Annotated in this window: 17 protein-coding genes and 1 pseudogene; 6 read left to right on the plus strand and 12 right to left on the minus strand. The window is 71.8% G+C overall.

Annotated elements, in window-relative coordinates; translation table 11 throughout:
- Positions 1 to 173: 173 nt before the first annotated feature.
- The 5 genes and pseudogenes from AC230_RS27380 to AC230_RS27400 form a co-directional block, all read right to left on the minus strand.
- A complete protein-coding gene (locus AC230_RS27380) occupies positions 174 to 1,262 on the minus strand; it encodes a pyridoxal-phosphate-dependent aminotransferase family protein (protein ID WP_049719507.1) in 1,089 nt (362 codons plus the stop codon).
- Positions 1,263 to 1,469: 207 nt separating this feature from the next.
- The gene (locus AC230_RS27385) at positions 1,470 to 2,855 is read right to left on the minus strand and encodes a serine hydrolase domain-containing protein (protein WP_198535626.1); all 1,386 of its coding nucleotides are present in this window, start codon (positions 2,853 to 2,855) and stop codon (positions 1,470 to 1,472) included.
- Positions 2,856 to 2,973: 118 nt separating this feature from the next.
- The gene (locus AC230_RS27390) at positions 2,974 to 3,936 is read right to left on the minus strand and encodes a GlxA family transcriptional regulator (protein ID WP_049719043.1); all 963 of its coding nucleotides are present in this window, start codon (positions 3,934 to 3,936) and stop codon (positions 2,974 to 2,976) included.
- A 100-nt stretch (positions 3,937 to 4,036) separates the two neighbouring features.
- Positions 4,037 to 4,824, minus strand: a pseudogene (locus AC230_RS27395) (oxidoreductase).
- 115 nt (positions 4,825 to 4,939) lie between these two features.
- Positions 4,940 to 5,440, minus strand: coding sequence for a MarR family winged helix-turn-helix transcriptional regulator (locus AC230_RS27400; protein WP_049719044.1), 501 nt, complete (start codon positions 5,438 to 5,440; stop codon positions 4,940 to 4,942).
- A 102-nt stretch (positions 5,441 to 5,542) separates the two neighbouring features.
- Between AC230_RS27400 and AC230_RS27405 the strand changes: the two genes are divergently transcribed.
- The gene (locus AC230_RS27405; protein WP_049719045.1) at positions 5,543 to 6,109 is read left to right on the plus strand and encodes a YceI family protein; all 567 of its coding nucleotides are present in this window, start codon (positions 5,543 to 5,545) and stop codon (positions 6,107 to 6,109) included.
- A gap of 108 nt (positions 6,110 to 6,217) precedes the next feature.
- Here the strand turns inward: AC230_RS27405 and AC230_RS27410 are convergent, their stop codons facing one another.
- Positions 6,218 to 7,483 carry an MFS transporter gene (locus AC230_RS27410; protein ID WP_049719046.1) on the minus strand — a complete coding sequence of 422 codons (1,266 nt, stop codon included), beginning with the start codon at positions 7,481 to 7,483 and terminating at the stop codon, positions 6,218 to 6,220.
- 88 nt (positions 7,484 to 7,571) lie between these two features.
- Between AC230_RS27410 and AC230_RS27415 the strand changes: the two genes are divergently transcribed.
- A complete protein-coding gene (locus AC230_RS27415; RefSeq protein ID WP_049719047.1) occupies positions 7,572 to 8,030 on the plus strand; it encodes a winged helix-turn-helix transcriptional regulator in 459 nt (152 codons plus the stop codon).
- Positions 8,031 to 8,124: 94 nt separating this feature from the next.
- Here the strand turns inward: AC230_RS27415 and dnaB are convergent, their stop codons facing one another.
- Complete coding sequence (gene dnaB / locus AC230_RS27420) at positions 8,125 to 9,603, minus strand: replicative DNA helicase (protein ID WP_049719048.1); 1,479 nt, start codon at positions 9,601 to 9,603, stop codon at positions 8,125 to 8,127.
- Positions 9,604 to 10,060: 457 nt separating this feature from the next.
- On the opposite strand from dnaB, the gene AC230_RS27425 reads away from it, so the two are divergent.
- On the plus strand, positions 10,061 to 11,401 hold the full coding sequence (locus AC230_RS27425; protein WP_049719049.1) for an MATE family efflux transporter: 1,341 nt from the start codon (positions 10,061 to 10,063) through the stop codon (positions 11,399 to 11,401).
- A gap of 119 nt (positions 11,402 to 11,520) precedes the next feature.
- Here the strand turns inward: AC230_RS27425 and rplI are convergent, their stop codons facing one another.
- The 4 genes from rplI to rpsF form a co-directional block, all read right to left on the minus strand.
- On the minus strand, positions 11,521 to 11,967 hold the full coding sequence (rplI, locus tag AC230_RS27430) for a 50S ribosomal protein L9 (protein ID WP_049719050.1): 447 nt from the start codon (positions 11,965 to 11,967) through the stop codon (positions 11,521 to 11,523).
- Positions 11,968 to 11,985: 18 nt separating this feature from the next.
- Positions 11,986 to 12,222, minus strand: a complete 237-nt coding sequence (gene rpsR, locus AC230_RS27435; protein ID WP_004950692.1) for a 30S ribosomal protein S18 — start codon at positions 12,220 to 12,222, stop codon at positions 11,986 to 11,988.
- 70 nt (positions 12,223 to 12,292) lie between these two features.
- Positions 12,293 to 12,871: a single-stranded DNA-binding protein gene (locus tag AC230_RS27440; RefSeq protein WP_049719051.1), complete on the minus strand. Its 579-nt coding sequence runs from the start codon at positions 12,869 to 12,871 to the stop codon at positions 12,293 to 12,295.
- Between the two features lie 81 nt (positions 12,872 to 12,952).
- Positions 12,953 to 13,243, minus strand: a complete 291-nt coding sequence (gene rpsF, locus AC230_RS27445; protein WP_049719052.1) for a 30S ribosomal protein S6 — start codon at positions 13,241 to 13,243, stop codon at positions 12,953 to 12,955.
- 285 nt (positions 13,244 to 13,528) lie between these two features.
- On the opposite strand from rpsF, the gene AC230_RS27450 reads away from it, so the two are divergent.
- The 3 genes from AC230_RS27450 to AC230_RS27460 all read left to right on the plus strand — a co-directional run bounded on the left by AC230_RS27450 (position 13,529) and on the right by AC230_RS27460 (position 16,173).
- A complete protein-coding gene (locus AC230_RS27450) occupies positions 13,529 to 13,867 on the plus strand; it encodes a hypothetical protein (RefSeq protein ID WP_049719053.1) in 339 nt (112 codons plus the stop codon).
- Positions 13,868 to 13,968: 101 nt separating this feature from the next.
- Positions 13,969 to 15,087: a lipid II:glycine glycyltransferase FemX gene (locus AC230_RS27455; protein ID WP_049719054.1), complete on the plus strand. Its 1,119-nt coding sequence runs from the start codon at positions 13,969 to 13,971 to the stop codon at positions 15,085 to 15,087.
- A 54-nt stretch (positions 15,088 to 15,141) separates the two neighbouring features.
- A complete protein-coding gene (locus AC230_RS27460) occupies positions 15,142 to 16,173 on the plus strand; it encodes an alanine racemase (RefSeq protein WP_049719055.1) in 1,032 nt (343 codons plus the stop codon).
- Between the two features lie 36 nt (positions 16,174 to 16,209).
- Here AC230_RS27460 and AC230_RS27465 read toward each other — a convergent pair whose 3' ends face one another.
- Positions 16,210 to 17,697: a glycosyltransferase family 87 protein gene (locus tag AC230_RS27465; RefSeq protein WP_049719056.1), complete on the minus strand. Its 1,488-nt coding sequence runs from the start codon at positions 17,695 to 17,697 to the stop codon at positions 16,210 to 16,212.
- Positions 17,698 to 17,709 lie beyond the last annotated feature (12 nt).

Raw genomic sequence — 17,709 nt, forward strand, 5'->3', positions numbered from 1 at the left:
CACATCCGGGTGCGCTTTGATCCCAAACGCCGGCCGGGGCAAACAAAAGACCGCGGCCGGCGCACCGCACGCGCTCCACGCACGCACAGCACCCCGGCCGCGGTCCCCAGAAGCCCGCGGTCCCCAGGAGCAGAGCCCGGAAGCCGAGCCCTCAGCCCCCGGTCACCCCGGCGTCATCCCGTCGTCACCGCGTCCCACTCCGCCCCCGCCGCCTCCACAGCCGCGTCCACATCCACCCCACCGGACACTCCCAGCGTCCGCAGCCCCGCCCCCAGCGCCGCGAGGGAAGCCAGGACGACACCCCGGTCCGCCGCCGTGCCGTAGTGGTTGACGCGGATCATCTCCTTGGCGAGCGCGCCGCCCCCGGCCTGGAGCGGGACGGACGCGTCGGAGGCCAGCGCGGCGGCGACGATCTCGCGGGCGTCGGTCCCGTCCGGCGCCCGCAGCGTCGTGGCGACCGGAGCGGCGTCCTCCAGACGCACGACGTACGGCGTGAGGCCGCCCAGCGCGCGGACGCCCGCCCGCGTGGCACCGCGCGCCGCCCGGTGCCGGGTGATCACGGCGTCCAGGCCGACGGCCGCGACGCGGTCGGCGGCCTGCTCCAGCGCCAGCATCTCCAACTGCGCGGGCGCGTGCGGCAGTACCGCGCGCCCGCCGTCGATCCAGCGCTCCTTCCAGTCGAGCAGGGAGAGGTAGGAGCGGCGCGGCGCCGCCTCGTTGGCGGCGATCCGTTCCCAGGCGCGGGCGCTGACGGACACGGCGGACACCCCGGCGGGGCCGGCCATCGCCTTCTGCCCGCCGATGACGCAGAGGTCCACGCCCCACTCGTCCGTGAGCAGCGGCTCGGCGGCGACGGAGGCGACCGCGTCCAGCATCAGCAGCGCCCCGTGCTCCCGGACGACCCGTCCGATCTCCGCGACCGGGTTGGTGTTGCCCGTCGCCGCCTCCGCGTGGACGAGGCTGACGAAGTCGATGGCCGGGTGCTCCCGCAGGGCGGCGGCGATCTCGCCCGGGCTCACCGCCCCGCTGAAGGGCGCCGTCACGGTGACCACGTCCGCCCCGCAGGAGCGCAGCCAGCCCCCGAACGTCTCGCCGTACGGGCCGGTGACGACGTTGAGCGCGGTGCTGCCGGGGCGCACGGCCGAGCGGATGCACGCCTCCAGCGGCAGCAGGGCCTCGCCCTGCATGGCGACGACGGTCTCCCGGGTGCGCATCAGCGCGGCGATCTTGTCCTCGACGCGGGCGAAGTGCGCGGCGCTCATGGGCGCGAGGCCGAGCAGGGACGGTGCGGTGGTGTCGGTCGCCGGTGCGGGGTTCGCAGTCACGATGCCTTCCCAGATGGTGTCGCGCCGCGTCCCGGCGCCGCCAGTTACTGCCCCGACCCTACGCCGCGCCCGCGCACCGCCGCCCGCCCAGGACGCGTGCGCCCAGGACATGCGTGCTCGGGCCACGTCCCCCCGGCCGCGCGCTCAGCGCCAGCCGCCCTCGTCCACCCCGCCCGGCACGGCGCCACCGCGCTCGTAGGGTTCGCGGGTGAGGACGAACGTGCCGATGTCCAGGTGGCCCACCCGGCCGTCCGGGCGCCGGACGGCGGTGAGGCGCTCGCCCGCGTAGTAGCCGTCGAGCCCGGTCCACGTCCCGTCCTCCGGCCCGGGCGCGAAGCGCGCGGCGCGGCCGCCGTCGCCCAGTGGCGTCAGGTCGAGGACCCTCCCCTTCCGCACGCGGAGCGCGAACGGCTGGGCGCCCCAGTACCAGGGACCGGCGATCTCCAGCAGCTCCGGGGTGAGATCCCCGGCGGGCCGCCACGCCTCCGGGATCCTGGGCTCCGCCTCCGCGACGGCACCGACCAGGTCCGCGGTGAGCGGCACCAGCGAGCCCATGGACGTCCGGTTGGCGAGGCCGACGGCGGCCACCCCGTCGTCCGGGCTCGCCCAGATCGCCGCGACGAAGCCGGGCATCGAGCCCGTGTGCCCGACCAACGTCCGCCCACCGTGACGCAGTTGCTGCACGCCCAGCCCGTAGGAGAGGGTCCACTCCGGCCCCTGCGGCTCGACGGCCGGACGGCACATCTCGGCCAGCGTCCCGGCGGAGAGCACCCGCTCGTCCCCGTCCAGGAGGAACGCCGCGAAGCGGGCGAGGTCCCCGGCCGTCGACCACAGCTGCCCGGCGGGCGCCATCAGGCCGGTGTCCACGGCCGGTTCGGGCAGCAGTGCGTCCGCCCAGGGATGGACGGCCCACCCTTCGGCGTGCGGCGCCTCGGGACCGTACGTGGTCCGCTCCATGCCGAGCGGCAGCAGCACTTCACGCCGCAGCACCTCGTACCAGGGCTCGCCGCGCAGCCGCTCGACCAGGGCGCCGAGCAGGGCGTAACCGGGGTTGGAGTAGTGGAACGTCCGGCCCGCCGGATGCGGCCGCGGGTGGTCCCCGAAGAGGTCGGCGGGCTCGGCGCGCAGGGCGCCGTCCGTCCGCTCCCACCAGGGGCCCCGCGCCTCCGCGGCCAGTCCCGCGCGGTGGGAGAGCAGTTGGGCGACCGTGGCGTCGGCACCCTCGGCCGTGTCGAGGTACGTGCCGATCCGGTCGCCCAGGTCGAGCAGGCCCTCGTCGCGCAGCCGCAGGACGGCCACGGCGACCAGGGACTTGGTGAGCGAACCGATGCGGTACCGCGTGCCGGCGGGGTCCGGTGCTGCGCCGGCCACCTCGCCCCGCCCCGCCGACCACACCGTGCGTCCCTCCCGCACCACGGCCGCCACCAGGGAGGGCGTCCGCCCTTCGGCCTGGGCGGTCGCGACGCGGTGCAGCAGGTCCCGGCGCGTGGCGGGCAGCAGACCGTCGAAGTCCTCGTGTGCACTGTCCATCCGGGCACGGTAGATCAACCGGCCGCGCGCCCGCCCGGCGGCGTCCCCGGCGACGCGGACGGGGCCGCCGACCGCCTCCTCGGCGAGGCGGGACGGCCCCGGCAGCCGGGGACGCGGTTCACCGGCGGCCGCTGAACGTCTTCCGGTACGCCTGCGGCGAGACGCCGACGGCCCCGTGGAAGTGCCCGCGCAGCGACGCGCCCGTGCCGAAGCCGGAGCGTCCGGCGACGACGTCCACGGGCCAGTCCGTGGTTTCCAGCAGGTGCCGGGCGCGGTCCAGCCGCTGCCGCGCCAGCCACTGTCCGGGGCTCATCCCCACCTCGTCGCGGAACTTCCGGGTCAGCGTGCGCACGCTCATCCCCGCGTGCGCGGCGAGTGCCGACAGGGGGAGCGGCTCCCCGAGCCGCTCCAGCGCCCAGGCGCGGGTGGCGGCCGTGCCGCCGGTGGCGGGGTCCGGCACGGGTCTCCGTACGAACTGCGCCTGGCCGCCGTCCCGCCAGGGCGGCACCACACAGCTGCGGGCCACCCGGTCCGCGACCGCGCTGCCGTGGTCGCGGCGGACGATGTGCAGGCACAGGTCCACGCCCGCCGCGGCACCGGCCGAGGTCAGGACGTCGCCGTCGTCCACGTACAGCACGTCCGGGTCCACCCGCACCGTCGTGAACAGCCGCCGCAGGCGCTCGGTCTCCCTCCAGTGCGTCGTCGCCGGCCGCCCGTCGAGCAGCCCAGCCGCCGCCAGGACGAAGGCCCCGCTGCAGATGGCCACCATGCGCGTCCCAGGCCGCACGACCGCCAGCGCCCGCCCCAGCTCCTCGGGCAGCACGCCGTCTTCCTTGATCGCGTTGAGCCTGTGCGACGGCGGTATCACCACCGTGTCCGCTTCCGCCAGCAGCGCCACGTCGTGCCCGACGGCCAGCTCGAAGTCCGCATCCGTACGGACCGGCCGACCGTCGATGCTGCACGTGGCGACGGAGTAGAGCGGCCGCCCCTCGGAGTCCTGCGCCGCCCCGAAGATCCGTGAGGGGATGCCCAGCTCGAAGGGGATGACACCATCGAGGGCGAGAACTCCGACGCGATGCATGTCCCCATCGTGGCAGAGCCCATGGCCCTCACTGACGGCGTGTGCGGCTACCGCTGTTTCACGTGAAACAGCGCGTCCCGCGCCCGGTGGGAAGGCACCCTCAAAGCACCTTCACCGTGCCCCCGTCGATCACATACTCCGCCCCCGTCACATACCCCGCCACCCGCTCCGACAGCAGAAACGCGATCACGCCGCCACCTCCCCCGGCTCCCCCACCCGCCCCGCAGTGATCGCGAAGAGCCCCGGCAGCTCCCGCAGGAACGCGTCGTAGTCCTCGACCCCCGCCGCGGCCGCCGCCCGCCGCCCGAAGCTGTCCGGCCCGTCCCAGATCGAGCTGCGGATCACCCCCGGCGACACCGTGTTCACCCGCACCCCCCGCGGCCCGAACTCCTCCGCCAGGGACTTCCCGAACGCCGTGAGCGCCGCCTTCGCCGCGCTGTACGCGACCGGACCGGCCCCCGGCATCCGCCCGTTGACGGACGACACGTTGACGACGGCACCGCGCCGCTCGATCAGGCTGGGCATGGCGAGCCGGCTGACCCGGACCGCGCTCATCAGGTTGAGGTCGAGGACCGCCCGCCACCGCGCGTCGTCCACGTCCAGGAACCCGTCGAGTGTGAGGTGGTCACCGGCCCCCACGTTGTTGACCAACAGGTCGACGCCGCCCAGCGCTTCGAGGGCCCGCGCCATGAAGGATTCGACCCCCTCCGCCGTCCCGAGATCGGCCCGTACCGCGACGGCACCACTCCCCGCCAGCTCCGGACCGACCGTCCGGGCCCCGCCCACCACGCGGACGCCCTCGGCGACCAGTGCTCGGACGGTGGCCAGACCGATACCCCGGCTGGCACCCGTGACGACAGCGGTCTTGCCTTCGAGCCCGAGTTCCATGCTCGCCGCCTCTCCTGAACCTCAGGTACAAGACATGGCCTGTGGACATAAGGCCGGTGGACATAAGGCCGGTGGGCATAGGAGCAACGCCGCCGGCCGTCCTCCTATGCCCAGGTCAACACGTGTCACCACGCCCGTAGCGCGAACATCCCCGCTCCTTGAGCCGGGCCTTGAGCGCCGCACCGATCTCCCCCAGCACCTGGACCTGCTCCTCGGTCAGCGCCTCGAAGAGCGTCTCGCGGACCTCGGTGACGTGCCCCGGGGCGGCCTGCCGCAGCACCTCGTACCCCGCGTCGGTGAGCTTGGCCACGGCGCCCCGCCGGTCGCCCTCGATCGCGCAGCGGCTGACCCAGCCGGACTTCTCCATGGCGGCGACGGCGTGGGAGAGGCGGCTGCGCGAGGAGTTGCAGAGCTCGGCCAGCCGGCTCATCCGCAGGGACCGGCCGGGGGCCTCGGACAGCATGACCAGGATCTCGTAGTACGCGACGGGCATTCCGGCGTCGACGCGCAACTGCCGGTCGAGGTGGGCCTGGAGCTCGATGCTCGCCGACATGAAGGTGCGCCAGATCCGCTGTTCACGGTCGTCGAGCCAGCGGGTCTGTGAGTGTTCGGTCATGCCCTCACCTTAACAAGTAGTTGAGCTCTCAACACGGAAGCGCTATGTTGCTTGAGCGCTCAGCAGATGATTCCTCAACCACAGATTCCCTGGGGGGACTTGATGTCCGCTTCGTCCACGCCGTCCGTCTCCGACCTGCTCGCCGCCGTCCCCGGCTACACCTCCGGCACGTGGGCCGTCGACCCCGCGCACTCGGAAGTCTCCTTCTCCGTCCGGCACTTGGGGATCGCCAAGGTCCGCGGCCGCTTCGACTCCTTCGAGGGACGGATCGTCCTCGCCGAGAACCCACTGGAGTCCTCGGTGACGGCCACCGTCCGGACGGACTCGGTCTCCACCGGCAACGGCCAGCGCGACGAGCACATCCACGGCGCGGACTTCCTCGACACCCGGACGTTCCCGGAGATGACCTTCGTCTCCACCGGCGTGCGCGCCGGCGACGACGGTTTCCTGGTCGACGGCGACCTCACCCTGCGCGGTGTCACCCGGCCGGTCACCCTGGCCCTGGAGGTGAACGGTTTCGGCACCGGCTTCGACGGCAAGCCCGCCGCCGGCTTCTCCGCCACCGCCGAGATCAACCGCTCCGACTTCGGCGTCACGGCCGGCCCGGCGGGCGGCGTCGTGGGCGAGAAGGTGACGATCTCCCTGGAGGTCGAGGCCAACCGCCAGTGACCGGCTTCCCCTCCCCGAGGCACGGGGGTCTCCGGGGAGGGGTTCACCGGCCGGATTCTGCCCAAAGGTCGTCCGATCGCGGCAAGTTGCCGCTCCGTCCCCGAGCCCTCACCGTCCAGCCCGACCCGCCCGCTCACGGCTCGCACACGCTCGCTGATTCCCCGGGCGACGGACGTTTGCGGTGGCATCAAGGGGAACGCCGTCGAGGGGAACGTCATCGAGGGCAGATCGCCTGTTCATCGCCCAGACGGCCAGCGCGCAGACAGCGAATCCCGCCCCGAGGAGACTGGAGCCCGTCCAGCCGTAGTCGGTGAGGACGGCGGTGGTGGCGGCGGCGCCGAGGGCGGAGCCGAGCGAGTAGAAGACCATGTAGGCGCCGATGACGCTGCTGGTGCGATCCGGATGCGCGGTGGTGAGCAGGTGCTGATTGCTCACGTGCACGGCCTGGACCGCGAAGTCGAGGGCCACGATTCCGACGACGAGGAGCCCCAGCGTCCACGACAACTGTGCGATGGCCGCCCACGAGAGGACGAGCAGGGTGAGCGCGAGGCCGGCGACCCGAGTCGCCCGTCCCGCATCCGCCCACCGCCCCGCGCGTGCGGCGCCAAGGGCGCCGGCGAGGCCCGCGATGCCGAACAGTCCGATCCGGCTTTCGCTCAGGTGCCACGGTCCGTCGGCAAGCGGCAGGGAGAGCCCGCTCCACAGCGTTCCGAAGGACGCGAACAGGAAGAACGCGATGAGCCCCCGCGTCAGCAACAGGCGCCGGCGAAAGAGCCCGCCGAGTGAAGCGACGGCCTGCCTGTATCCCGCGGGCCCGCCGGGACGTTCCTCCGGCGGCAGGGCGACGAGAACGAGAGCCGCGAGCCCGAGCGAGAGCACCGCGAGCACGGCGTAGACGCTCCGCCAGCCCCACACCTCGGCGAGCGTGCCGGTGACGACCCGCGCGCCCAGGATGCCGACCACAACTCCCGAGGTCACGACGCCGATAGTGCGTCCGCGCTCGGCAGGCGGCGAGACCGATGCGGCGTAGGCCACCGTGGTCTGTACGACGACCGCGAACAGCCCGGCCAGCGCGAGCCCCGCGAACGCCACCCATGCGACCGGCGCCGAGGCCGTGAGCATCAGGCCCGTTGCGGTGATCACCAGGTGCACGGCGACGAGCCGGCGCCTGGTGACGACCACATCGCCAAGCGGCACCAGCAGCACCAGCCCTGCCAGGTAGCCGAACTGACCGGTCGCGACGATCCAACCCGTGTGCGCCGCCGGCACACCGAGATCCCGTCCCATCGGCTCCAGAACCGGCTGCGCGGCATAGACGCCGGCTACCGCGACGCCGCACACCCCCGCGAGCAGAAGCCGCCGCCACACGTCCATCGCACCCCACCCCCCAATCAGTAGCGAATTGCAACCGTTTTGACGGTAGGGCATGCTGGTTTCACTTCGCAACTCTTTGGGAGGCGTCATGTCGCGCACCACCACGCGCGCCCCGAAGGCCGACTGGACCGACCCCGACTGTCCCGTCGCCCGCACACTCGACCTCGTCGGCGACCGGTGGAGCCTTCTCGTCATCCGCGACGCGATGGACGGGGCGCGGTCGTTCACCGAGTTCCAGCGCCGTACCGGCATCGCCCGGAACATCCTCGCCGAGCGCCTGCGCAGGCTCACCGCTCACGGGCTCCTCGCCCAGCGCACCGCGCCGACGGGCCGCCGTCAGGAATACGTGCTCACCGACGCCGGCCGCGATCTCTTCTCCGTCATCCTCACCTTGCGGCAGTGGGGGGAACGCCACGCCTTCGCTCCCGGCGAAGCGCACTCCACCCTGGTCGACGAACACGGCACTCCTGTACCGGAGATCGTCCCGGCCGGCGCCGACGGCACCCCCCTCGATGCCGGGACCACCCACGTCCGGAAGGTCCGGTAGGAGGCCGGGCAGAGGGTGAGTCGCCGCATGCCGCGTCCGACAAGGCCGGCGAGCCCGCAGCGGAAGCGTTGCCCAGCAGCCGAAACGACGTCCGCTACGTCTGCGCCATGTCCACGAAGCGCGAGTAGTGGCCCTGGAAGGCCACGGTGATCGTCGCCGTGGGACCGTTACGGTGCTTGGCGACGATGAGGTCGGCCTCGCCCGCGCGCGGGGACTCCTTCTCGTAGGCGTCCTCGCGGTGCAGCAGGATGACCATGTCGGCGTCCTGCTCGATCGAACCCGACTCTCGCAGGTCGGAGACCATCGGCTTCTTGTCCGTACGCTGCTCCGGGCCTCGGTTCAGCTGGGACAGGGCGATGACGGGGACCTCCAGCTCCTTGGCGAGGAGCTTGAGGTTACGGGACATGTCCGAGACCTCCTGCTGACGGCTCTCGGGGCGGCGGGCGCCGCCCGACTGCATCAGCTGGAGGTAGTCGATGACGATGAGTTTGAGGTCGTTGCGCTGCTTCAGCCGGCGGCACTTGGCGCGGATCTCCATCATCGACAGGTTGGGCGAGTCGTCGATGTAGAGCGGCGCGGCCGACACGTCGGGCATGCGGCGGGCGAGCCGCGTCCAGTCCTCGTCCGTCATGGAGCCGGAGCGCATGTGGTGCAGGGCGACCCGGGCCTCGGCGGACAGCAGACGCATCGCGATCTCGTTGCGGCCCATTTCGAGGGAGAAGATGACGCTCGGCAGGTTGTGCTTGATGGAGCAGGCCCGGGCGAAGTCCAGCGCGAGCGTCGACTTGCCCATCGCCGGACGGGCGGCGATGACGATCATCTGGCCCGGGTGCAGGCCGTTCGTCAGGGCGTCGAGGTCGGTGAAGCCCGTGGGCACGCCGGACATCTGGCCGCTGCGCGAACCGATCGCCTCGATCTCGTCGAGCGCGCCCTCCATGATGTCGCCGAGCGGGAGGTAGTCCTCGGTGGTGCGCTGCTCGGTCACCGCGTAGATCTCGGCCTGGGCGTTGTTGACGATGTCGTCGACGTCGCCGTCGGCCGCGTATCCCATCTGCGTGATGCGCGTGCCGGCCTCGACCAGGCGGCGCAGGACGGCGCGCTCGTGGACGATCTCCGCGTAGTACTCGGCGTTGGCCGCCGTGGGAACGGTCTGGACCAGGGTGTGCAGATACGCCGCCCCGCCGACCCGGGCGATCTCGCCGCGCTTGGTGAGCTCGGCCGCCACCGTGATCGGGTCGGCCGGCTCCCCCTTGGCGTAGAGGTCGAGGATCGCCTGGTAGACGGTCTCGTGGGCGGGCCGGTAGAAGTCGTTGCCCTTGAGGATCTCGACGACGTCGGCGATGGCGTCCTTGGAGAGCAGCATGCCGCCCAGGACCGACTGCTCGGCGTCGAGGTCCTGCGGCGGGACGCGCTCGAAGCCCCCGCCCTGCGACCCCTGCCAGGAGCCGCCGTCCTCGCCGTCGCGCTGCTCACGGCCCTTGCCGCCCCCGCTCCCGCCCCCGCGCCGGGGGAACGGCAGGCGGTCGCCCGGTCCGTCGCCCCAGGGCTCGTCCATGGGCTCGTGGACGCTCACCGCCACCTCCTCCCGTCCGCGTCGCGGACCTCGCCGTGCTCCCCCTGTTTACGGCACCCCACCGACAAACAGGACGCCCGACTCCGCTTGTGGTGACGCCGGTGAAGAGCTGCTGGCGAGACGGAAACGGACGGCGGGCGCCGGTCCACGGTAGGCCCGCGGGCACCGTCAGCCAATCTGGTTATCCACAGGAGGTGTGGACGACGGGGCACTTCCTGTGGAGAACCCCCCGGATCCTGTGCACGAGCCGGGGGAAACCGCTGTGGACAAACCCGGGAGAGGTCTTGTCCACCCGCTCTGACCTGGGGCTTTGCCGTCCACCGGCTGTTGAGGAGAAAAACTTTCCCGCTCGGCCCGAGATCACGACAAACGACGCAGAGAAGATCACACCCAGCCACCCACAGTAAGCGACGAAATGCAGTTGCACTCATTACCTGTGGACGATTGAATGGAACTTGTGAGCGAAGCCCTCGCGCGCCGGCAGCGCGCCCCCCGGCGGCACGACCGCGAGATCCTCGCGCTCGCGCTGCCCGCCTTCGGCGCGCTCGTCGCCGAGCCCCTCTTCGTCCTGGCCGACACCGCCATCGTGGGCCACCTCGGAACCGGGCAGCTAGCCGGCCTCGCGGTGGCCGCCCCGCTGCTCACCACCGCCGTCGGCGTCTTCGTCTTCCTCGCCTACGCCACCACGGCCGCCGTCTCCCGCCGCGTCGGCGCCGGAGACCTCCCGTCAGCCATCCGGCAGGGCATGGACGGCATCTGGCTCGCCCTGCTGCTGGGCACCGTCCTCGCGCTGGCCGTCCTGCCCACCGCCCCCGCCCTCGTCCGCCTCTTCGGCGCCTCCCCGGACTCCGCGCCGTACGCGATCACCTACCTGCGGATCAGCGCGCTCGGCATCCCCGCCATGCTCGCCGTCCTGGCGGCCACCGGCGTACTGCGCGGTCTGCAGAACACCCGCACACCGCTGTACGTCGCCGTCGGCGGCTTCGCCGCGAACGGCGTCCTCAACCTCGCCCTCGTCTACGGCGCGGGCTGGGGCATCGCCGGCTCGGCGTGGGGCACCGTCGCGGCCCAGTGCGCCATGGCCGCCGTCTACCTCGCCGTCGTCGTCCGGGGCGCCCGGCGGCACGGCGCCTCGCTGCGACCGGACGCCGCCGGCATCCGCGCCTGCGCCCGCGCCGGGGTGCCGCTGCTGGTGCGCACGCTCGCCCTGCGCGCGGTGCTGATGATCGCGACGGCGGTCGCGGCCCGCCTGGGCGACCGGGAGGTGGCCGCGCACCAGGTCGTGCTGGCCCTGTGGAACCTGCTGGCCTTCGCCCTGGACGCGATCGCCATCGCCGGTCAGTCGATCATCGGCCGCCATCTGGGCGCCGAGGACGCCGACGGGGCCCGCGCGGCCTGCCGGCGCATGGTCCAGTGGGGCATCGCCACCGGTGTGGCGCTGGGGGTGCTGGTGGTGGCCGCCCGGCCGCTGCTCGTCCCCCTGTTCACCTCGGACGCCACCGTCCAGGACGCGCTGCTCCCGGCGCTGCTGGTCGCCGCGCTCAGCCAGCCGGTGGCCGGTGTCGTCTTCGTGCTGGACGGCGTCCTGATGGGCGCGGGCGACGGGCCGTACCTGGCCGGGGCGATGCTGGTGGTGCTCGCGGTCTTCACGCCCACCGCCCTGCTCGTCCCCGTCCTGGGCGGCGGACTCACCGCGCTCTGGTGGGCCATGGCGCTGATGATGGCGGCACGGCTGGTGACCCTGTGGCTGCGCGCCCGCTCCGGCCGCTGGCTCGTCACCGGCGCCGTACGCGGCTGAGCACCCCGTCCCGCGACCACGTCCGAGCACCAGGGGCGACCGGCCGGAGCGGGGAGGGAACGACAGAAGGGCCGCACCCCGAGGGGTGCGGCCCTTCGTCATGCCGGATGAGCGAAGGCTCAGGCGGCGATGACCTCGACGCCCAGCTTGGCGACGACGTCGGCGTGCAGACGCACGGACACCTCGTGGGCGCCCAGGGTCTTGATCGGCGAGCCGAGCTCGACGCGGCGCTTGTCGACCTCGGGGCCACCCGACGCCTTGATCGCGGACGCGACGTCGGCCTGGGTCACCGAGCCGAACAGACGGCCGGCCTCGCCGGCGCGGACGGCAAGGCGGACCTTGACGCCCTCGAGCTGGCCCTTGACCTCGTTGGCCTGCTCGATCGTGGCGATCTCGCGCAGCTTGCGGCCGCGACGGATCTGCTCCACGTCCTTCTCGCCGCCCTTGGTCCAGCGGATCGCGAAACCGCGCGGGACCAGGTAGTTGCGGGCGTAGCCGTCCTTGACGTCGACGACGTCACCGGCGGTGCCGAGGCCGGAGACCTCGTGGGTGAGGATGATCTTCATGAGTCGGTCACCCTTCCCTTAGCGCGCGGACGAGGTGTAGGGCAGCAGCGCCATCTCACGGCTGTTCTTCACGGCCGTGGCGACGTCGCGCTGGTGCTGGGTGCAGTTGCCGGTCACGCGACGGGCACGGATCTTGCCGCGGTCGGAAATGAACTTCCGCAGCATGTTCGTGTCCTTGTAGTCCACGTAAGCGGTCTTGTCCTTGCAGAACGCGCAGACCTTCTTCTTGGGCTTGCGCGGCGGGGGCTTCGCCATTTGTCTTTTCTCCCTATGTCTTCAAGAAGTTGCTGTCGCCCTCGGGCCGAAGGCCCGGGCCCGTGAGGGCCTAGAAGGGCGGCTCGTCCGAGTAGCCGCCGGAGTTGCCGGAGCCGCCGCCCCAGCCGCCTCCGCCGCCCTGCTGGCCGCCGGACGGAGCACCGGTCGCCCAGGGGTCGTCGGCGGGAGCACCGCCGCCGCCCTGCTGGCCGCCGGGGCCGGAGCCCCAGCCGCCGCCCTGGTTACCGCCGCCGCCACCGCCGTAGCCACCCTGGCCACCGCGACCGGTGGTCTTGGTGACCTTCGCCGTGGCGTTCTTCAGGCTGGCGCCGACCTCTTCGACGTCGAGCTCGTAGACCGTGCGCTTAACGCCCTCGCGGTCCTCGTAGGACCGCTGCTTCAGCCGGCCCTGCACGATGACGCGCATGCCGCGCTGGAGCGACTCGGCGACGTTCTCCGCCGCCTGCCGCCACACCGAGCACGTGAGGAAGAGGCTCTCGCCGTCCTTCCACTCGTTGGTCTGGCGGTCGAAGGTGCGGGGGGTGGACGCGACGCGGAACTTCGCGACCGCCGCACCGGACGGGGTGAAGCGCAGCTCGGGGTCGTCGACGAGATTGCCGACGACCGTGATGACGGTCTCGCCTGCCATGGATGAACCTCTCGGCGGGTGTGCTGCTGGCTGCTTGCTACTCGTGGAGATACAGCCCGATTACCTCTGAACCGCTGGGGTTCAGTGGGTCTCGGGGCGGAGGACCTTGGTCCGGAGGACCGACTCGTTCAGGTTCATCTGGCGGTCGAGCTCCTTGACGACCTCAGGCGTGGCCTGCAGGTCGATGACCGAGTAGATGCCCTCGGGCTTCTTCTTGATCTCGTAAGCGAGACGACGACGGCCCCAGGTGTCGACCTTCTCGACCTTCCCGTTGCCCTCGCGGACGACGGAGAGGAAGTTCTCGATCAGGGGGGAGACAGCGCGCTCCTCCAGATCGGGGTCGAGGATGACCATCACCTCGTAGTGACGCATGTGGAACCCACCTCCTTTGGACTCAGCGGCCACGGTCGATCCGTGGCAGGAGGGTCGTGATGCGTAAACAACGGTATCGGCCGACACTGACAAGCAGCGCGGACCATCGGCGGGAAGCCCCGGGGCGGCCCCGGGACCATGCCCGGTCCGGGCGGATACCGATGCAGACCGTCCAGAGTACCCGCTCCCCGGGGTCCGGTTGAAATCCGACGGCCGAGCCCCTCACCCTGGACGCATCGGTGTGACCGGCGCCACCCGCGCCGCCTGCCTTCAGGAGGTAGCCCCATGACACAGGCAGTCCGGCAGTCCCCCTCACCGCGCAACCCCCGCTCCCTGCTCAACGCGGTGCTGAACAGCGACGGAAAGCCCCACCCCCTGCAGAACACCCTGGTCGGGGTGACGGTCGTGCTGGGTCTGCTGGCCTTCGTCTCCTCGGCGTTCAAGGACCTGCACCTGCTGAGCTCGTGGAGCGGGCTGGCGGGCATCCTCACCGGGGCGTGGGGCCAGTTCATCTCGGCCACCACGGGCGAGCGGTTCCTGCTGATCATCTTCCTCGGCGCCTCGGCCGTCGGCTTCTTCCTCGGCATGGCCCACGGCGGACTCTTCGGGGGTCTGATCGGATAACGGACCGTACGCCCAAACGGGGCGCTCCCCGGTCGCAGTAGGCTTCGGCGCGAGAGCCGGAGCCCCGACCCTGGGGACACACCTGCCGAGGAGCGCCCCGCATGAGCCTGACCCTGAGGACCATCAGCCGACAGCAGCATCTGGCATATATCCAGAGCCTGCCCGCTGCCAGTCACATGCAGGTTCCGGCGTGGGCGGACGTCAAGGCCGAGTGGCGCTCGGAGAACCTGGGCTGGTTCGACAAGACCGGCCAGATGGTCGGCGCGGGCCTCGTGCTCTACCGGCAGCTGCCCAAGATCAAGCGCTATCTGGCCTACCTCCCCGAGGGCCCGGTGATCAACTGGTACGCCCCGAACCTGGAGGACTGGCTCCAGCCCATGCTGGACCACCTGAAGAAGCAGGGCGCCTTCTCCGTGAAGATGGGCCCGCCGGTCGTCATCCGCCGCTGGGGCGCCGACGCGATCAAGAAGGGCATCGCCGACCCGGACGCCAAGCGCCTGCGCGACGTCGAGCCCACCTTCATCGAGCCGCGCGCCTTCGAGGTCGCCGACAAGCTGCGCCGCATGGGCTGGCAGCAGGGCGAGGACGGCGGTGCCGGCTTCGGTGACGTCCAGCCGCGCTACGTCTTCCAGGTGCCGCTGCAGAACCGCTCGCTGGAGGACGTCCACAAGGGCTTCAACCAGCTGTGGCGCCGCAACATCAAGAAGGCCGAGAAGGCCGGCGTCGAGGTCGTCCAGGGCGGCTACGAGGATCTGCCCACCTGGCAGCACCTCTACGAGATCACCGCGGAGCGCGACAAGTTCCGCCCGCGGCCGCTGAGTTACTTCCAGCGCATGTGGACGGCCCTCAACACCGAGGACCCCAACCGCATGCGGCTGTACTTCGCCATCCACGAGGGCGAGGCCGTCGCCGCCGCGACGATGCTGATCGTCGGCGGGCACGTCTGGTACTCCTACGGCGCCTCCGCCAACCACAAGCGCGAGGTCCGGCCGTCCAACGCGATGCAGTGGCGGATGCTGCGCGACGCCTACGCGCTCGGCGCGAGCGTCTACGACCTGCGCGGCATCGGCGACTCGCTGGACGAGAGCGACCACCTCTTCGGCCTCATCCAGTTCAAGGTCGGCACCGGCGGACAGGCCGCCGAATACCTCGGCGAGTGGGACTTCCCCCTCAACAAGCTGCTCCACAAGGCCCTCGACATCTACATGTCGCGCCGCTGACGCAGCTGTCCGAACAGCTCCGACCACACTCAGGGAAAGGTTCCGGGACCGGCCATGGCGCTCACGCTCTACGTCGACACCCAGCGCTGGCGGGCACACCAGCAGTCCGTCATCCAGCAGTTCCCGGGCATCGTCCCGGTCTGCAAGGGCAACGGCTACGGCTTCGGCCACGAACGGCTGGCGGAGGAGGTCACCCGCTTCGGCTCCGACCTCCTCGCCGTCGGCACGACCTACGAGGCGGCCCGGGCCAAGGATCTCTTCGGCGGCGACCTGCTGGTGCTCACCCCCTTCCGGCTCGGCGAGGAGCCGGTGCCGCTGCCGGACCGGGCCATCCGCTCGGTTTCCTCGGTCGAGGGTGTGCGCGGCCTGGTCGGCGCGCGCGTCGTCGTCGAGGTCATGAGCAGTATGAAGCGGCACGGCATCCACGAGGAGGACCTGCCCAAGCTGCACGCCGCGATCGAGGACGTGCGCCTGGAGGGCTTCGCGATACACCTTCCGCTGGACCGGGGCGACGGCACGACCGGCGTCGACGAGGTCGCCGCGTGGATGGAGCGGCTGCGCGCCGCCCACCTGCCGCTGCACACGATGTTCGTCAGCCACCTCAAGGCGGACGAACTCGCCCGCCTCCAGCAGCAGTACCCCCACACCCGCTTCCGGGCCCGCATCGGCACCCGGCTGTGGCTCGGCGACCACGACGCCACCCGCTACCGCGGCTCCGTCCTGGACGTCACGCCCGTCTCCAAGGGCGACCGCTTCGGCTACCGCCAGCAGAAGGTGCCCGGCGACGGCTTCCTGGTCGTCGTGGCCGGCGGCACCTCGCACGGCGTGGGCCTGGAGGCGCCCAAGGCACTGCACGGCATGATGCCGCGTGCCAAGGGCGCCGCCCGCGCGGGCCTGGCCACCGTCAACCGCAACCTGTCGCCCTTCGTCTGGGCCGGCAAGCAGCGCTGGTTCGCCGAGCCCCCGCACATGCAGTGCTCGATCCTCTTCGTGCCGGACGACGCCCCCGCGCCGCAGGTCGGCGACGAACTGGTGGCCCATCTCCGGCACACCACCACCCAGTTCGACCGGCTGGTCGACCACTGATCCACCCCCCGTGGTGAACCGGGCCCGGGACGGCGGCTACGCGCCGCCGCTCCCGGTGCCCCACTGGACACGTCCCTCCACGCGCTCCACGGGCCGGTACCGCCGGCGCGCGGGGCCCAGGACCCGTATGTCCGGGGCCCCGTCCAGGAGGCCGCCCGAGGGATCGTCCGACCCGTCGCGCCGGACGACGTCCCGCTCCGGCGCGAGGATGTCGCGCACGACCACGGCGCAGAGGTAGAGGGTGCCCAGCAGGTGCAGCACCAGGGCGAGTTGGTAGCCCTCCAGGGGCAGGCCCTGGTGCTTGTCCCCGTCGCCGATGTACGCCAGGTAGAACCAGATGCCCAGGAAGTAGAGCACCTCGCAGGCCTGCCAGACCAGGAAGTCGCGCCACTTGGGCCGGGCCAGCGCGGCGAGCGGGACCAGCCACAGCACGTACTGCGGCGAATAGACCTTGTTGGTGAGCACGAACAGGGCCACCACCAGGAACGCGAGCTGGGCGAAGCGCGGCCGCCGCGGCGCGCACAGGCACAGGGCGCCGAGGGCCAGCGCACCGAGGGCCATCAGGGCCGTGGCGTAGGTGTTGACGTCCGCCAGCGGATCGCCGGTCTTCTGCGAGATGAGCAGCCACAACGAGCCGTAGTCGACCGGCCGCTCCTGGCTGAAGGTGTAGAACTTCGCCCAGCCCTCGCGGATGTGGGGCCCCGAGGAGTCGAAGACGAACATCACCGGCAGGTTCACCACCAGCCAGGCGCCCGCCGCCGCGCCCAGCGACTGCAGGAACGCCCGGGTCCGGCCGGCCCGCCAGCACAGCAGCAGCAACGGCCAGAGCAGCAGCACCGGATAGAGCTTCGCCGCGGCCGCGAGGCCGATGAGGACGCCCGTCGCGACGGGCCTCCCGCGCGACCACGCGTACATCGCCGCCGCGGTGAGCGCGACCGCGAACAGATCCCAGTTGATCGTGGCGGTGAGGGCGAAGGCCGGGGCCAGGGCGACCAGCAGCCCGTCCCACGGGCGGCGCCGGTGCGTGCGGGCCACGCACACGGCGATCACCACGGCGCAGACCAGCAGCATTCCGGCGTTGGCGAACCAGTTGAGCTGCTCGCGGTGCTGGATGCTGCCGCCGCCCGGGGTGATCAGCGCGGCGACCTCCATGAACAGCCCGGTGAGCACCGGGTATTCGAGGAAGTCTATGTCGCCGGCCGAGCGCGGGATCCTGTCCAGGTACGGGATGAGCCCCTGGTCGAAGCCGCGCCCCGCGAACAGGTGCGGGATGTCCGAGTAACAGGCGTGCGTGTACTGGGTGGTGGCCCCGAAGAACCAGCCGTGGTCGTAGCAGGGCGCCTTCTGCGCCATGCCGAGCGCGAACATCCCGATCATCACCAGCGCGACGATCCGGACGGCGTTCCGCCACCCGCCGGGCAGCGCTCGTCGGCCGGCCGGCCCGCCGACGAGCTCACTGCCGGCGGCGGCCACCTCGTCCTCGACGGTGGGCCGTACAAGCTGGTCGTCCCGCACGCTCCTCATGCGCCCATCCTG

The organism is Streptomyces caatingaensis (assembly GCF_001187435.1).
GTDB lineage: Bacteria > Actinomycetota > Actinomycetes > Streptomycetales > Streptomycetaceae > Streptomyces > Streptomyces caatingaensis.

Excerpts from the sequence above, each read along its gene's own strand:
- AC230_RS27380 (WP_049719507.1), bottom strand. The coding sequence starts at position 1,262 with ATGAGCGCCGCGCACTTCGCCCGCGTCGAGGACAAGATCGCCGCGCTG.
- AC230_RS27385 (WP_198535626.1), bottom strand. The coding sequence starts at position 2,855 with ATGGACAGTGCACACGAGGACTTCGACGGTCTGCTGCCCGCCACGCGC.
- AC230_RS27390 (WP_049719043.1), bottom strand. The coding sequence starts at position 3,936 with ATGCATCGCGTCGGAGTTCTCGCCCTCGATGGTGTCATCCCCTTCGAG.
- AC230_RS27400 (WP_049719044.1), bottom strand. The coding sequence starts at position 5,440 with ATGACCGAACACTCACAGACCCGCTGGCTCGACGACCGTGAACAGCGG.
- AC230_RS27405 (WP_049719045.1), top strand. The coding sequence starts at position 5,543 with ATGTCCGCTTCGTCCACGCCGTCCGTCTCCGACCTGCTCGCCGCCGTC.
- AC230_RS27410 (WP_049719046.1), bottom strand. The coding sequence starts at position 7,483 with ATGGACGTGTGGCGGCGGCTTCTGCTCGCGGGGGTGTGCGGCGTCGCG.
- AC230_RS27415 (WP_049719047.1), top strand. The coding sequence starts at position 7,572 with ATGTCGCGCACCACCACGCGCGCCCCGAAGGCCGACTGGACCGACCCC.
- rplI (WP_049719050.1), bottom strand. The coding sequence starts at position 11,967 with ATGAAGATCATCCTCACCCACGAGGTCTCCGGCCTCGGCACCGCCGGT.
- rpsR (WP_004950692.1), bottom strand. The coding sequence starts at position 12,222 with ATGGCGAAGCCCCCGCCGCGCAAGCCCAAGAAGAAGGTCTGCGCGTTC.
- AC230_RS27440 (WP_049719051.1), bottom strand. The coding sequence starts at position 12,871 with ATGGCAGGCGAGACCGTCATCACGGTCGTCGGCAATCTCGTCGACGAC.
- rpsF (WP_049719052.1), bottom strand. The coding sequence starts at position 13,243 with ATGCGTCACTACGAGGTGATGGTCATCCTCGACCCCGATCTGGAGGAG.
- AC230_RS27450 (WP_049719053.1), top strand. The coding sequence starts at position 13,529 with ATGACACAGGCAGTCCGGCAGTCCCCCTCACCGCGCAACCCCCGCTCC.
- AC230_RS27455 (WP_049719054.1), top strand. The coding sequence starts at position 13,969 with ATGAGCCTGACCCTGAGGACCATCAGCCGACAGCAGCATCTGGCATAT.
- AC230_RS27460 (WP_049719055.1), top strand. The coding sequence starts at position 15,142 with ATGGCGCTCACGCTCTACGTCGACACCCAGCGCTGGCGGGCACACCAG.
- AC230_RS27465 (WP_049719056.1), bottom strand. The coding sequence starts at position 17,697 with ATGAGGAGCGTGCGGGACGACCAGCTTGTACGGCCCACCGTCGAGGAC.